12 protein-coding genes are annotated in these 15,637 nt (G+C 50.8%); 6 read left to right on the forward strand and 6 right to left on the reverse strand.

All coding sequences use genetic code 11. The features are described 5' to 3' along the window. Positions 1 to 109 precede the first annotated feature (109 nt). On the forward strand, positions 110 to 3,289 hold the full coding sequence (locus FTO74_RS04710; RefSeq protein WP_255462502.1) for a TonB-dependent receptor: 3,180 nt from the start codon (positions 110 to 112) through the stop codon (positions 3,287 to 3,289). A 434-nt stretch (positions 3,290 to 3,723) separates the two neighbouring features. Beyond that, positions 3,724 to 5,748, forward strand: coding sequence for a hypothetical protein (locus FTO74_RS19360; protein ID WP_174242210.1), 2,025 nt, complete (start codon positions 3,724 to 3,726; stop codon positions 5,746 to 5,748). Positions 5,749 to 5,833: 85 nt separating this feature from the next. Here FTO74_RS19360 and FTO74_RS04720 read toward each other — a convergent pair whose 3' ends face one another. The 6 genes from FTO74_RS04720 to FTO74_RS04745 form a co-directional block, all read right to left on the reverse strand. Next, a complete protein-coding gene (locus tag FTO74_RS04720) occupies positions 5,834 to 5,977 on the reverse strand; it encodes a hypothetical protein (protein ID WP_162537103.1) in 144 nt (47 codons plus the stop codon). A gap of 102 nt (positions 5,978 to 6,079) precedes the next feature. Continuing rightward, on the reverse strand, positions 6,080 to 7,924 hold the full coding sequence (locus FTO74_RS04725) for an asparagine synthase-related protein (protein WP_162537104.1): 1,845 nt from the start codon (positions 7,922 to 7,924) through the stop codon (positions 6,080 to 6,082). Positions 7,925 to 7,939: 15 nt separating this feature from the next. Further along, positions 7,940 to 9,847, reverse strand: coding sequence for a lasso peptide biosynthesis B2 protein (locus FTO74_RS04730; protein WP_162537105.1), 1,908 nt, complete (start codon positions 9,845 to 9,847; stop codon positions 7,940 to 7,942). Positions 9,848 to 9,851: 4 nt separating this feature from the next. Next, positions 9,852 to 10,118, reverse strand: a complete 267-nt coding sequence (locus FTO74_RS04735; RefSeq protein ID WP_162537106.1) for a PqqD family protein — start codon at positions 10,116 to 10,118, stop codon at positions 9,852 to 9,854. Positions 10,119 to 10,351: 233 nt separating this feature from the next. Then, positions 10,352 to 11,911: a hypothetical protein gene (locus FTO74_RS04740; RefSeq protein ID WP_162537107.1), complete on the reverse strand. Its 1,560-nt coding sequence runs from the start codon at positions 11,909 to 11,911 to the stop codon at positions 10,352 to 10,354. Positions 11,912 to 12,255: 344 nt separating this feature from the next. After that, positions 12,256 to 12,486 (reverse strand): hypothetical protein, encoded by a 231-nt coding sequence (locus FTO74_RS04745; RefSeq protein ID WP_162537108.1) that lies wholly within the window; start codon positions 12,484 to 12,486, stop codon positions 12,256 to 12,258. A gap of 33 nt (positions 12,487 to 12,519) precedes the next feature. On the opposite strand from FTO74_RS04745, the gene FTO74_RS04750 reads away from it, so the two are divergent. From FTO74_RS04750 to FTO74_RS04765, 4 genes are all read left to right on the forward strand, one after another. Beyond that, a complete protein-coding gene (locus FTO74_RS04750; RefSeq protein ID WP_162537109.1) occupies positions 12,520 to 13,560 on the forward strand; it encodes a zincin-like metallopeptidase domain-containing protein in 1,041 nt (346 codons plus the stop codon). Further along, positions 13,560 to 13,979: a hypothetical protein gene (locus FTO74_RS04755; protein WP_162537110.1), complete on the forward strand. Its 420-nt coding sequence runs from the start codon at positions 13,560 to 13,562 to the stop codon at positions 13,977 to 13,979. Before FTO74_RS04750 ends, FTO74_RS04755 begins: the two co-directional genes overlap by 1 nt. 84 nt (positions 13,980 to 14,063) lie before the next feature. Continuing rightward, complete coding sequence (locus FTO74_RS04760) at positions 14,064 to 14,312, forward strand: ParB N-terminal domain-containing protein (protein WP_275938917.1); 249 nt, start codon at positions 14,064 to 14,066, stop codon at positions 14,310 to 14,312. Between the two features lie 105 nt (positions 14,313 to 14,417). After that, complete coding sequence (locus FTO74_RS04765) at positions 14,418 to 15,539, forward strand: DUF3800 domain-containing protein (RefSeq protein WP_162537111.1); 1,122 nt, start codon at positions 14,418 to 14,420, stop codon at positions 15,537 to 15,539. Positions 15,540 to 15,637: the final 98 nt, after the last annotated feature.

Below are 15,637 nucleotides of genomic sequence, written 5' to 3' on the forward strand. Positions count from 1 at the left end.
ACATTGTGTTAATTCGTGGCTTCTTCGAGTAGGAGATGTCACATTTACTCGCAGCCTCAACGTAAGTGAGATGAACACCCACATCTCTCTTTGATTGAGGAGAAATACCTTGAAGTATTTGTGTGCCATTTTTCTCAGTGTCGCGGCCATATGTTTCACAACTTCAGTAATAGCGCAGTCAACAACAGCGACAATCAGCGGTCTCGTGCTTGATTCGGCAGGCAAAGTAATCACAGACGCGGATGTCGCAATATTGAACGAGGCTACAGGACTTCAGTACAACAGCAAGACGAATAACGTTGGCCTTTATGCTGTCTCGATACTTCCACCAGGACAGTATCGCGTTCAGGTCTCGAAAAATGGATATAAAACAATCATCAAGTCTGATACAACCCTGAATGTTCAAAGCGCGGTTGCTCTAAACTTCACCCTTCCTGTAGGCGCAGCATCTGAAAGCATCACAGTCGAGGGGGAGTCTTCACTGATAAACACCACTGACGCCTCGGTCAGCACGGTAGTCGATCATGCCTTCGTTGAAAACATGCCCCTAAATGGCAGAAGCTTCCAAGACCTCATTGCAATGACGCCTGGTGTCACAACTCAAAGCTCACAACAAACAGCAGCAATCGGTGAGCAGGGAGACTTCAGTGTCAATGGCCAGCGAACGGAATCAAATGCATATTCGGTAGATGGAGTGTCGGGAAACATCAATGCGGGATACCCAAATGGATATCCCCAAGCCGCTACGGGCGGCACAGTTGCAGCCGGGACTGCATTAGGTACTACCCAAAGTCTGATCTCAGTTGATGCATTGCAAGAATTCAGAATCAGCAGTTCGTCCTACTCCGCAGAGTTTGGTAGAAGTCCGGGAGGACAGATTTCTCTTTCAACAAGGTCTGGAACAAACATCCTGCACGGCACTATTTTCGATTATCTCCGTAATGATATTTTCGATGCGAACGACTGGTTCAATAACCACAATGGTGCGCCTAAGACTGCCATTCGGCAGAACGACTTTGGCGGTACAGTCGGTGGTCCGATTAGAATAGGGAAACTCTATGATGGTCGTGATAAAAGCTTCTTTTTTGTGTCCTATGAAGGGCTGCGACTCGTAGTACCGACAGCAGCGACAACACAGTATGTCCCGTCACTAGCAGTCAGAGCAGGAACGACAGATACCCTCAAGCCGATCTTCAGTGCCTTTCCTTTACCGACAGGACCAGAAATACAGATTCCATGCAGTACAGGAACTAATAATTGCCCTAATGGACAACCTACAGGCACCCTTGTGCCCAGTGGGCTTTCATCGTTTGTCAAGAATTATTCGTTACCGGGAGACATTGATAGCACATCAGTCAGGTTAGATCATCGGATATCGTCCAAGCACAGCGCCTTTTTCCGCGTTGGGTATACCCCAACAACAGCAAGTAGCCGCACTCTATCTTCGCTCGCCAAGCAGTCATTTAAGACCACGACCTATACGTTCGGAGTCACAAGTCAGCTAACCAACAACATCAGTAATGAATTTCGATATGGATATGCTGAAAGTAAATCGGACAACAATGTAAGTCTCGATACTTTTGGCGGCGCTGTGCCGATCGATATGGCGGCTGCGTTTGGAATACCCGCTAGTTACCCAAGCACCCAGCCAGAACCCTATTTAACCGTATCGGGGGTGGGGACGACATACGTTTACCCCTACCATGTAAATAATCAACTAGCCCAGACAAATGTGACAGACACCTTTGCATTGACAAGGGGACATCACTCTTTTCGACTAGGAATTGATTATCGACACTTCGATTCCCCCTTGAATCCGCCGTTATTTACGGGGTTCGGCTTTTTCTATACGCGCCAAGAAATGTTGAGCAATATTACAGATAGTATCCAGCTCACAAAACGAATAGGCTCTGATCCTATATTCAACCAGTTTTCCGCATTCGTTCAGGATGAGTGGAAGGTACTTCCTGCTTTGACGGTATCAATGGGCGTTCGATGGGATATATCGCCACCACCCAAAGGGTCAAACGGAAATGATGCTTATGCTTTGAGGGGGAACCTATCCGATCCATCCTCAATTACTGTCGCGCCAAAAGGCACCCCTCCATGGAACACGGCATACTTCAATTTTGCGCCCCGGTTAGGCGTAGCATGGGTTGTACATCCAAGTTCAGGGTGGGAGACAGTCGTTCGTGGTGGTGGTGGCGTCTTTTTTGACACAGGGAGCCAAAATGCAACTCTTGGATACACGGGCATTGGTTTCCAATCAACAAAGACGGCGTCCTCAACTCCTCTGCCCTTTACTCCGGCTCAACTTGACTTCTCTGTATCTGCATCTGCGCCCTATACGTCCGATGTAGCATACGGTTTTCCTCAACATCTTCAGTCGCCATATACCCTCGAATGGAACGCTGCTGTGCAGCAGTCACTAGGGAAGTCTCAAGCACTAACACTTACTTATATTGGGTCAAACGGACGGCGACTTCAACAGGCCCAGATCATACGCAATCCAAACTTCGAGCTTCTATATTATTTCCCTAGTGGCGTAACCTCTAACTACAACGCCCTACAGGCCACACTTCAGAGATCAATAGTCAGGGGACTGCAAGGGCTGGCCAGTTACACATGGTCGCATTCCTTCGATTATGGTTCCACAAGTGCGTCTTACCCGGCCACGTATGGGAATTCTGATTTTGACATCAGGAGTAACTTCCAAGCCGGACTGTCATGGACCCTTTCTGGCTATACCAATAACGAAGTAGTCAAATCTCTGTTGAACGGTTGGGGCCTAGATGGTCGTGTCAACGCACGAACGGCATTCCCAATCACCCTTACAGGCAACAGTCTTTTTGATGCGAGCGGAAGTCTCTACTATAGCGGCGTGAATTACGACAGTTCACGACCTACATATTTATATGGAAGCCGATATCCGGGAGGAAAGGCAATAAATGGCGGTGTAAATAATCCGAATACGCCCGCCTTCTATTTGCCCACAGGTACATCAGCCGGTAATGCGCCGAGAAACCTGGTCAGGGCATTCGGTGCCCTTCAGATCAATACGGCTGTCAGAAGAGAATTCCGCCTCTATGAAGGGCTTAACCTTCAATTCAGAGCCGAGGCGTTCAACGTTCTGAATCATCCCGTCTTTGGTTATGTCGATCCAACCCTTACTGACGCACTCTTCGGCAAGACAACCAAGACCTTGAGCCAAAGCTTGGGGGCATCAAGTGCTCTCTATCAACAGGGAGGACCACGATCAATGCAGTTTGCCTTAAAGCTATTGTTCTAGCGAGCCAAAGCATAACTGCGCCTTCGAAGTAGAAATTACAACCTCAAGAACACTTGAATGGATATTAGATGATTCGATCTATATTTGCGTTTATTTCGATTGCCCTATTCGCATACATGAGTGCTCAAGGAGCACCCCAACATCCGTTTGGCGTCAAAGATTCGATTGAGATGAGTCGATTTTCACCCCTAGTTCAGACAGACGACCGTTCACTCATCGCATTCTCACCGGACAAGAGATACTTCACATTCGTAACCTCTCGGGGTGACATCTCTACCGATCAGATAGTGTCCAGCCTTTGGGTATACGATGTGCAGAATGTTGAGCGCAATTTGAAGCTGGAGGGCGGCGCAATACCGCCTCCACGCCTACTCGCTAGCAGAATGGCAGTTCCAAAGCGAGGGCCGTCATACTTCTCTTACTCTTCGATCATAATGAACGTAAAATGGGGTCTTGATTCAAACTCCCTCTTCTTTATTGGTCAGTGTGCAAGCGGCGTGAGAACTCTATTCAAGGTTTCGCTTTCTACAGGCCACCTGCAAGCCATTACACCCAAGTCACATGACGTTGTGAATTATGTGGTCGCAAAAGACAAGGTAGTATACATAGCTGTCAATCGCAATAGACCCGATCAAGACATCGATGCTTCCGATAATAGACTCAATGCCGACGCTCTAGCCGCCAATGGTCTACCAATAACCAAACTGCTGTTTCCCGGCGCAGGATACAAACCGGAGGTCCCGGAGCTGTGGATACAAAGCAATCGTGGAAACAGGAGAATATCTCGCCCTGCTGAAGACAAGCCACAACAACTGTTAACAGACCCGCTCGATGCTGCTCTGTCTGTTTCCCATGATGGGCATCTGGTTGTTCGATTACAGCCTGTTACTGAGGTCCCTCCGACATGGGACAAATATCAGCCTTCGCCAAGCACGCCGCACCTCCGAATAAGACCAGATCGGCAAGATGAAGACAATGTGTTAGGTACAACGCTTCTAAACCATTACGTTGTCACCGATGCACATACCGGCAAGGATATTATCAAAATAAACGCCCCGGTTGGGCGTCATTTAGGCTATTTCTATCCACTTGAATCCAAGTGGTCTGAAGACGGCAGGTTTCTATTATTAACAAACACATTCTTGCCTTTTGACAGTGCACACAACGGAGATGAACCGCAGCGAATCCATCCGTGTCTCGCCGCTATTGCTCAGATTTCAAGTAAGGCAGTTGACTGCTTGCGATACTTGGCGTCACCAACAGACACAACCGCCACATCACCTCCAACTCTAATTGATAGTGAGTTCGATGGTAATACGGTCACCATAACGCTGAAGGATTCTTCCAAGACAGTCATAAGAGAGTCCTACCGCTATCAGTCCGGCACTTGGGTGCCAGCGTCTTCGGCAAAGTCCGGGACTCAATCTGAGGGAAGCGGCATAGCGCCTCTACACCGCACACCCGGTATCGTCGCTTATATTCGCCAGACACTAAATGACCCGCCCATTCTCAAGATTGAGTTCAAAGGCCCAGAATCAAAAGAGGGGAGCTGGGACCCTAATCCTCAATTCAAAGACCTCAGATGGGGAGATGCAAATGTCATTCACTGGACTGACCGGAACGGCCATGACTGGCACGGAGGGCTCATAAAGCCTGTCGATTATGTCCCGGGAAAGAGATACCCTATCGTCATTCAAATGTATTCATTCCACGATGGTCAGTTCATGACGGATGGTATGTCGCCTACGGCAATGCCTGCAAGACCGATCGCCAGCGCGGGAATATTCTTTCTTCAGGCATCCAGGCTTCCCGGACACACTTGGAATCAATCGGAGGCTCAAGACCATCTTGAAGGTGTTCTAAGCGTTATAGACAAGCTGGATCACGAGGGCCTCATTCTGCCTGACAAAGTCGGCATCATTGGATTTAGCTTCACTGCATGGTACGTTGAAAATGAGTTGGTCAAGGCCCCAGAACGATTTGCGGCAGCAACCATAGCCGATGGCGCGGACAACAGTTATTCGCAATACATATTTCTCGACTTTGATAACCCAGAACTCCGTAAGCAAGCTGAGCTTATCAATGGAGCGCCGCCGTTCGGAAACGGCATAAATAGGTGGATTCAAAATGCCCCAGCATTTCAATTGGATAAAGTTGCAGCTCCCGTTCGGATTGAGGCGATAACGCCAGAGGCATTACTTGCAGAGTGGGAGATCTACTCATCCTTACATCAACAGCGGAAGCCAGTAGATCTTATCTACTATCCAACCGGACAACATCAACTGCAAAAGCCTCTCGAACGTCTAATCACAGGCCAAGGGAATGTAGACTGGTTTAGATATTGGCTTCAGGGTTATATAGACCCCGATCCGTCGAAACGGCAACAATACATTCGGTGGGCCAAACTCAGAGACGATAACAGGCCGCGCATGGCAACTGGATCATCAGCGAGTCAATAGCGCCGCTTCAAAGCCAACAGTCCACCGCGAAGATTTTGGATTATCCAACGCGGTGGACTATCAGTGTTATTTGCGATTAGGGTCACTAGTCTCCCAGATCGCTATACGATGGCGGCGTTGTTTGATTCCCCGTGCCCAGTTCAGCGACGCCAATTTTGGCGATGCCCTGAATGGCCGCAGTTGCATCAAGCACAGTGACCACAGCGGGTGCAATATACTTTTTCTGCATAACGAATCTCCTTTCCTTTGAATTTCTAAGAGTCTGGATAGGAATTCCTCTCCAAAACACTCAGAGCTTTGAAACTCGATAAAGTGAAAGTGTGCGATGGAATTATACACATTTGACCGAGCTGTTTCTGATCCAAGATTCAAAAAGGAGAAGTCTCATCAGGCCAACGACATTTCCTTGGCCGATACCGTTGGCGCAATCGCGGAATTGTGAGATATATGTCTCTCTTTTTACAATCTTCTTCTGCACAGCGACTGAATGATCCAATATTTCAGTTAGCTTTTCACTGACATCTTGCAAGGCAAGTGATATACCACGCACAGCATATGCTTTACGGCTCCTATTGAGGACTTCTGCTGGGAGGAGCGAGGATAGCGAACGGCGCTGCAATGACCGCTTGTGTCTAGGACGCAACAACTGTTCTCTCGGTATGCGAAATAAGAAATCATCCACATCCCTATCCAAGAAAGGATAACGATACTCCCAGCGTCTTCTATAAGAGGGATATAAATGGGGCAAGGTTTCTTGGATGATCCACCATGTACGCCCATTCTCGATTCGACTGGGTGGAAGAAATGGTGTTTCATGAGAAAGCATAGTCCCATCCGTGGTGAGGCTGCCTGCGTTCATCCAAGGAGGAAGCAACTCGGTATTGAGCTTCTGTGGTCGATATAGTTGAGCGAGATACGCGAAAACATCCGCGATCATAAGTAAAAGGGGTAGCCGCTTCGGCAAGCACCACAATGTGCTCTTTGCTAATAGAGTTGGAATGCGACCCGTAATCATATAGTCGCCCAATTCAGGGAGAGGGTTAGGGACCCCACCCATCACCTCATCACCCCCGGTTCCAGAGAGTATGACCTTGTGTTTATCGGTTCCAATCGCCTCTATCAGGCGACGCTCACGCAAAGGCCAGGAACTATCAGCACCCGGCAGAAGATAACACCCATCACTGGGAGGAACGCTGTCAAAGGTTCTCTCGACATACGATGCCTCCATGTGCACGCCTGCTTTTCCCCTAAGAGTTTCGACAGCATGGACAAACGGTAATTCATCGATTTCTGGCTCTCGATCATCGTAGTAGGAAATTGTATCGAGCAAGTCTGTGTCATTTGGATCGTCACTTCTGCGAATGTGATCTGCCATGCAAACAATCGAGCTTGAGTCCATTCCACCGCTCAACTCAGCAAGTATTGGCGCACCAGATCCAATCCGTCGCTTCACTGATTGGCGAAATAAATCAAAAAAGTGATTTTCGTATTCCTTGTCGTTGTTGTAATGGATCTCTTCTTTTGCCATCCATTGCCAATGTGCCATCGAACTGCTTTGTCTGTCCCTGAACTTGAGATAATGGGCTGCTGGCACGAGGAACACACCGGAATATGGAGTTCTGCCACAGAGGGGCTGACATGCTAGATAGCGTGCCATGTAGCCCTCATCTAGCTGACGGCTGAATCCATCGGCGTGAAATGTCTCAAGAAATGTTGACCATAATAGACCTTTATCAGATTGTTCATAATAAAGCGACCTAGTCCCCGCATGATCTCGCGCTAAATATAAGGAGTCTTCATGCCTCGACCAAAGTGATATCGCCCAATCGCCTATCAAACGAGAAAAACACTGTTCTCCCCAACGCTCGAATGCCGCTAAGATAAGTGTGGAATCCGAAACATAATTATCAAGGCCAAGTTCGCTCGATAGTTCTACGTGATTGTCCAGGCGACCATCAAGAGTCACAATATTGCCCGAGTCATCAACCATCGGACCATGTTCAAGGTGAGATCGTTGATGAGTGTGATAAGGCTGGAAGCCCATCCCGATGCGAGAACCTCCGCGAACTGATGTCCCGTCAGCAGCGTAGCGACTGGTAGCCATGCTCAACGCCATGAGCTGAGCTTCATCTACGTGTTCGTTGTCATTCCGCTTTAGACCGAAAATAATGCTCATAAGGCCCCTCATTGCTCAGCAACGCTCTAGCACTAAATAGCTACTGACAACATAGTTCCTATCGTTGATAACGGAGGGTCCTATCTGAACCCAAGCGTGGAAGTCAGTTGGAAATAATCTTCCGCCAACTACGAGATCGGCATCCCAGCCGTATGTTCTCAATAAGAGTGCTAAGGCGGCAGAATGCTGGAGGCAGCGAACTCGTTTGACGTATAAGACGCAGGCCATATCCACCGCAAAACAAAGCTCAGAGCTAACGGATGCACGTTTCTTGATCGGTGCGACTGATCGAAATGCACCCATTGTCCTATAGACAAGCTTTGCGCCCCCTATATGCATAACTAAGTCAATAAAAAGCAGAAAACAATAAGCTTCACAAACCAGCTCTGCTTTATGCATGAGGCGCAACGATGATATGGATTCCCTGGCAGGGCTTGAAGCAGCAATCTCAACGACGGCTGTGTCGTGTGGCTCCGCGGCACTGACCAGTGGGAATTCGCTGCTTGGATAAGCATCTGGACGCGAGCCGTCACATTGAGTTGACAGTGGAGAAACTGAAATTGCTGAATTGGACAGAGCATCTTTTACTTCCTGTAACTCGACGCTTCTGTCTATGTGACGTACGATGCTGCGCGCATATCGCAGATATCCATCCTCGTTACGTCGTTCTGAATGCAGCCAGTCACCTTTTCCATAGAGGGCCGTGACGGCTGCGACAAGTGGCATCAGGGCGAAGGCGACATCCATCCTGGAGGATGGAACTAGGGGCGCCCAGATAATCTTGTAATAGCTTTTTAGATCACTTTCGATACTAGGCCGTGTTTCGGCGGGACTTCTAAGAATCAAATGTTGAAGAGCAACTAAAGGATTTCCAACATAAGTCTCCTGCCAGTCAGTAATCCTGCAACGGAGGCCGTCAAACAATATATTGCCGCGATTTATATTTCCATGCACTACACCGTTTGGAATGCGGAGATCGTTCATTCGAAGACATGCTTCCTGAACCATCGTGTCCAAATAGCTAATCCGTTCAACGGAGAGCTGCGGAAGTCGTGTGGATCTTTGTTTTGACATTGCCTCTGCCACATAGGAAAAAAGTTCAGAGCAACGTCCGTGCATGAATGCAGGGCTCCGATCTAATGCTCCTGCTTGAAGAAGCTCATTTGTATATTTCGTACTATCAAATTGCAACTTCGCCATTACCGCGACAGCCTGTTTTAGCTCTGTCAAGCCCGGTTCCAGGCTAATGGGTTCACCAAAATCTTCCATAAGCCATGCGCTCCACTGTTGATGTGCAGCAATCAACGGAGGCAACGCTTCAGGGTTCTTACTAGCCAGCAGTTGAGTGATGGCTAGTTCAGTCTCGCCCTCCCCTGAAAGCGCCTTGAGCCAGTAGACCTTGCCCTCGTTTGTGGAGAACCGAAGTAAGGTGCTCTTGTTTCCCGCGTTAAATTGCCTAATGCCCGCTGGGAGCGAAACCGTCTGTCCTGTTTCATCCTGAATCCATCGAATCGCATCATGCAGCCATCCAATGCGATAAAGAGGCCCTCTTTCCTTTTGATCGCCATTGAAAAGAGCGATTATGGATTCCCGCTGTTGAGGCGAAAGCTCTGAATCATCCAATTGCTCCAGGCGAATGCGGACCATCCTATTGTGCTGTGGCAAAGAGAGTATCTCTGCCACAGCACAATCAGGGAAACTGGAAAGACCTGGCAGAAGGTCAATCAAATAACTTTTGATGTCCCACGTATCGAATATGGCCTGCTGGAGCGACGCCGCCACTCTTTCCCACTTCGGGACCAGACAGAGCGGTAGCTTATATTCTCCGGCGTTGCGTGTGACTAGAATTTCCTTTGACTCCGGTACGACCAAGACAAGTCGGAATGGTTCCATGTCGGTTCCAAGATCGTTCTCTATAGGCATTTACCTATCCTCCAAAACCCTGCGGCAAGCAATTCTTCGCACGAAGGTCATCGAGGAAGGCCCGCACATCATTCGCAATTACGTTCGTTTCTCCACCAGTAGCCTGAGCGATACTCTCAATAATCTCAGCCGTCGTTTGGCCTTCATTGAGCCGCTGCCATACAAAGGCCCCAGTGGAATTGATCGGCACAATCGCATTGCTGTCCCGATTGAAGAGAATCCCGCCGTCCTGCTCCCGTGCCACATGAAGACGTACACCAGAGGTACTCATCGCAATTGCTCCTGATCTTCATTCCAGAGAAAGAAGCTCCGGTGCAGGTCAGAGTAAGTCGAATATGGAATTATGCAAGAGCTATTTTCCGTTTTGGCCAAAGGTATTTGACGCTAATGGGTATTCAGTAACTTACGCAATATGGCTGCACTGAAAATGGTGCAACGTCATTTCGGCATTGGCCAAAGTCATTGCTGGACCACAGACATGCAGATGGTTACATGCATAAGCTGTCAGGCAGGAGTTGCGATGCCAACGACGCGGCTGACCTCATTCACCTGGTTCTGCGAAAGCGTCATCCTTTGGCTCATCTTCCTTGGGTGCGGGATCAGAACATAATGCTTGTCATTGACTTCAAGGTAACCGCAGAAAATCTCGTTTCCCGTGCGCAGCGCATAGACCGGACGACTCCAATCGGTCTTGGAGCGGTCCTCTCGCGTGTCCGGGATTCCCTCGATGGGTTCCAGAAGAAGCGCGGCACCGGCAGGAATCAAGGGGTCGAGTCCATTGAAACGGTCGCTTTGGTGGAGACGCAGCACCTGGTTGCGCATGGACTGAAGCCGGGGAAATTTGATCGATAGCAGCGTAGGCCATTCTCCCCAGGTGTGGCGAAGCGAATCCCATCGCTCTTCTGGTTCGGGCGTCCTGGCTCGTACAGATGCCTCTGGGAGATCGATCAGACGATTTGCCCGCAACAGCGTGTCGAGCGAGTAGAGTGTGCGCTCCGGTCTGATTAGATGAAGGGTGCGCAGGCTATCTGTGTACCGGGCGACATAAGAGAGACTGAGGGCAATCAGCGTGCCTGTATGCGGTACGGACTCTGTGGACCGTCGATAGCGCCTTCGCGTTCTGTCACTGATATTGATATGAAGTGCGTCCTCAAGCACCTTCCGAATGGTCTCCCAATCTTCGCGTGGTCGTTGGAAGCGCAGATACTTTGTGGCGAACAACTCAGGCAAGGAGCTTTGTTGCCACGGCAAAATCAAGGGTGCTCCGTGGCGCGATGCTGGCAGGGTCTGAAGCGAGGCCGCCCTCACCAATGGCAACTCCATCGCAAACATGCGGATTCGGCCCGCAATTCTCACCTCTCCCGGATACCTGAACTCGTGTGGGCCGACATAACAACCGCTGGCGAGAATCAGGGACAACTTGCCTTTCGATACGCTGCAACTACAACAACGATATCCATTGCCGAACTGGAGAAGATAGGTTTTGTCCGGGTCGGGATGGAGTTGCTCTTCCTCGGAGATAGGCTCCACAGACGCAATGGCCCCCGGCGGGATTCGCGCTCCCAAACTGTCTTCAGTCCCGATTTGCAGGTAGAACATCCCCGGTGTCTGCCATCTCTTTCCGTCAATTGTCCGGATCGGTAAATCGGTTTGCCAGTCGGGTATAACCTCTGCCATCAATGCATTGCGTTCGAACACTTCGTCCTCCCCGAAGCGTGAAGGGAGATCGATCAGCATGTCTCGTTGAAAGGGATAGGATTCGATAATCCGCGTCCGCTTCTGGTTCAACTGAAGGTCATAGTCCAGCATTAGGGGCAGGTTGTATCCGAAGAGTTGATGGGCTCCGTCCAGGGTCAGCCAGAAATGGCGAGACGCCTCTGCGATCACATGCGGCATCGGGTGAAAGGACGGCCCGTGCATGTTCGCGGCGAGGTGATGGTAAAAAGCCTCCCGCTCCGCCTGCGCGACACGCTCCACTTCAGTAGCGGGGGACATTTCACGGAAGAGACTTCTCAGGCGAGCCAAGACGTCAAGAACAGTGTGACGAGAAACAGGCCGGTACATGATGCTGCAATCCTCCACACGGGGATCTCTGCTAGGGAAGTTGCTTATGACACAGACGGGGAGTACGGCAAAACAGCAAGATCAAGCTGCCAACGTCGGATCGAGACTGACATCATACGATGCCAGTCTCGGCGAAATCCGCGTCCATCCTCAGCAGATGCATGAGACACGAACTTAGACGCAGGAAAATATCGTCTGGAAGCGGCCGCCGCATCCGTGCGCTCCGCAAACGTTTGTCTTGGCGGGTGCTCCTGCTCTATCGGCACAATGAACCCGCAAGTTCAATACCTGTCTTTTCTCCGGTCGCTTCGAAAAATTTTGGCGAAAAGCTCTAAGACCAGTTGCTATGAGGCGCTGACGCGCGGCTTGGCCCCACTTCGGTTCGCAAGGGTGGACGGCCCATAGAGCTGGCCCTTGTGGAGTCCATTCGGGACGAGCGCCGACTGCGCGCCAAACGATGGTGCGTGTTTGGCACTTGCCGCGCCTGCCACTCCGGCCTCCCCACCCTCGCTCGCCTCGTTCTGCTCTGTCTGCCGATGGATCGTTTTTTGTCTCGCTGCGCTGGTGAGAAACAAAAAACGCCCACCGGGCAGACAGAGGCAAAAACAATGGAATATCAAAGCAACAACAGCAGCAACAGCGCATCCAGCGGCAGCATTCGCCGACAGCCCCAGACGGCGAAAGGAGTAATCGCCGCCAAGCCCAGCATCTACCAGACCGTTACCGACCGCATCCTGTCCAGCCTCAAAGCTGGCGTCATTCCGTGGGAGAAGCCGTGGCAGACCCCGCACTTCACCGGAGGCCCATTCCCGCGCAACTTCCGCACCGGCAAGCCCTATCGCGGAGTCAACGTCTTTTTGCTTTGGTCCAGCCCCTATAACTCCCCTTTCTGGCTCACGTTCAAACAGGCGCAAAAGCTAAAAGGCACCGTCCGCAAGGGAGAGAAAGGGACGCAGATTGTCTTTTACAAACAGCTACGCGACCGCAGGAAGGAGGACGAAACCACCCGCAAAGAGAACGACCGCGCCCCCTTCGTTCTCTGCTATTACACCGTGTTCAACGTGGAGCAGTGCGACGGCCTCACGCTTTCGCAGATCGAGCAGCCCACGACTGCCCCGGAGATTGACGCGGACGAAACCTGCGAAGCCATCGTTGCCGGATGGGAGAATCGCCCCGCTCTTCATCTGACCAGTGCGACCGAGTGCCGCGCTTACTACCGGCCAAGCACCGATTCCGTCCACATGCCCGCCCGCTCCCGCTTTGTGGACGCCCCCCACTACTACAGCACCTTGTTTCACGAACTCATCCACAGCACCGGCCACGAAAGCCGTCTGAATCGCACCTTTGGCGACCGCTTCGGAGATGAGCTTTACAGCAAGGAGGAGCTTGTAGCCGAGATGGGCGCGGCCTTTCTTTGCGCCATTGCGGAGATTGCTAACGAGCACACCGACCGCAACACCACCGCCTACATCCAGAGCTGGATTTCCAAGCTGGAAGAGGATAACCGCCTCATCGTTCACGCCGCCGCCAATGCACAAAAGGCAGTGGATTCCATCCTTGGCAGCATCTTCGCAGAGGAGGCAGAAGAAGACGCCGCCGTGTTGCATCCGCCCGTCTACGTCGCGGCGGAACTTGCGGAGGTGGCCTAATGCAGACCATCCTCGACCTTCTCAAGCTGGCCGGAGGATTCCGACCCACTCTCTACCTCAAGATCGAGAACCCGCCGTATCTGGCGCTTGTCATCGAGGCCACACCCGAACCCGGCCCGATGGGTCTGCCAGCCCTTTCCGTTACCCACTACGGCGAACAGAACGGCGATCTCATGCGCGACCCGGAGATGTGCTTTGAGATATGCCTTCCATTCGGAGGCATGCCGTATCTCGATCCCTTCTACTACCGCAATGACTATGTAGCGGTAGAGCAATGGTCGCGCCGTATATGGAGCGGTCATTACGTCGCGTTGCTCGACCTCCACAAACAGCACGAACGCTTCGCCGTGGTGTGGGACAGAAATCTCCGTTTGCAGGGATTCGCGGAAGCCTTTACGGATGCTGCCATTCGTAGCTAGTCCGTTCCCTTGAGCGGATACGTCCCAATGCGTCTCCGCTCTCTATCCTCTCACCCTCAACCCGCTCGAAAGGAGCTTGTCATCATGGAAACCACCGTCACCAATGCCACCGAATACCGCAACGTCTCGCTTTCACTTCTCACCGAATCGAAGACGAACCCGCGCCGCACGTTCGAGGATGCGGCATTGCAGGAGCTTGCAGCCAGCATTCGCGCTCAGGGAGTTCTCTCGCCCCTGCTTGTGCGTCCGTTGAATGAACGCAGCTTCGAGGCAGGAGTTTGCCGCGAAGGAGAAGACCGGGAAGGCCCCAGCCTCCGAACAAAAAACTACTAATAGGGTAAAGAAGATTGCATAACTGCAATGGGTCTGCATAAAACCAATGCAGACCCATTACTTCTGTTTCGCCGCTTCGTTTACTCAATTTCTATAATAGGAACTATGAGGTGCTTTGCTTACGCTGACGAATCCGGCAATTCTGGTCTCAGGCTCTTTGCTGACCAGCAGGATACTTTCTGGACCGGCACGCTAATCTCGTTTTCCGATCTCGATAGCAAGTACGCCACTTTCCACCGAGAGTTGCTCGCCGTCAGCGGAAAAGATGAACTTCATGGCAATGAACTCGGCTTCGGGCGAATCGAGAAGATCGCCGGTCGTTTGGCTTGGTTCATCCGCGAGAAGAAGCTGCGATTCTCATTTGTTCGCATCTTCAAGCCATATCTAGCAACCTCGAAGATGTTCGACCTAGCGTTCGACGCTGGTGTGAATCCTGCTGTGCCGCCGCAGACTTATGGTGTGCGCTTCCTTCGGCAGATCAACCTGCTCCACTTCGCTCAACTCCTTGGTACAGACGATCTAAATGAGTTTTGGTCGCTCTTTGAGGCTCAGTCGTCCGAACGATTTGGGAAGCTCTTGGCTGATGTACGAGATCGGGTTAAAGGCGCGCCCTATGACCAGCGCAGCATCCAGATACTGACTGAATCGCTCGATTGGGCCAGCAGGCACCCGGCAGAAGTTTTAGACGGTTTTGGAGAACGTGATTCGCCGAATTTTGTGGCCTTCACGGGAATCTTTGAGCATCTCCATGCCTTCCATAAGGAGACGGGGCACACAATCGGAAGCTTTGTTCACGATGAACAAGATCAATTCATATCGAAGTTCATTGAAACGTTCGATTTGTTATCGAAGTTTCAAGGGGACGAGAGCGGCCCTTTATCCATAGCCTCGGACATAACCCCGATTTCGACCTTTGACTGCAATCTGGATATCCGTTCTTCAATAGATAGTTTTGGCCTCCAGATAATTGACGTTTGCATGTGGTTGGCAAAGCGGGTGATCGAACAAAACAACATCCCCCGTGGCAACTGCGCGACCCTTTGGAAAGGCTTGATCGAGCGGAGCTACATTAAGGAGTTTGATTTCGATACGCTTGCCCGGGAGGTCGAGGCTAGTGCAAATCTGTTAGAGAAACGCCCATTGTCCGCCGAACAAGTCGCAGATGCAAAACGAACACTCACAGCTATCGAAGATGCTCGTAAGAAGCGCCTGTCTTTGAATCCCTAGTTCATCAGGAAATGGCAACCTGAATCCACTCTCATTCAATAGATGAGCTGATCGTGATTTTTAGGTAGTTCATCGGATGGAGAATAACGATAAATAGG

Source organism: Granulicella sp. WH15 (assembly GCF_009914315.1).
Taxonomy (GTDB): domain Bacteria; phylum Acidobacteriota; class Terriglobia; order Terriglobales; family Acidobacteriaceae; genus Edaphobacter.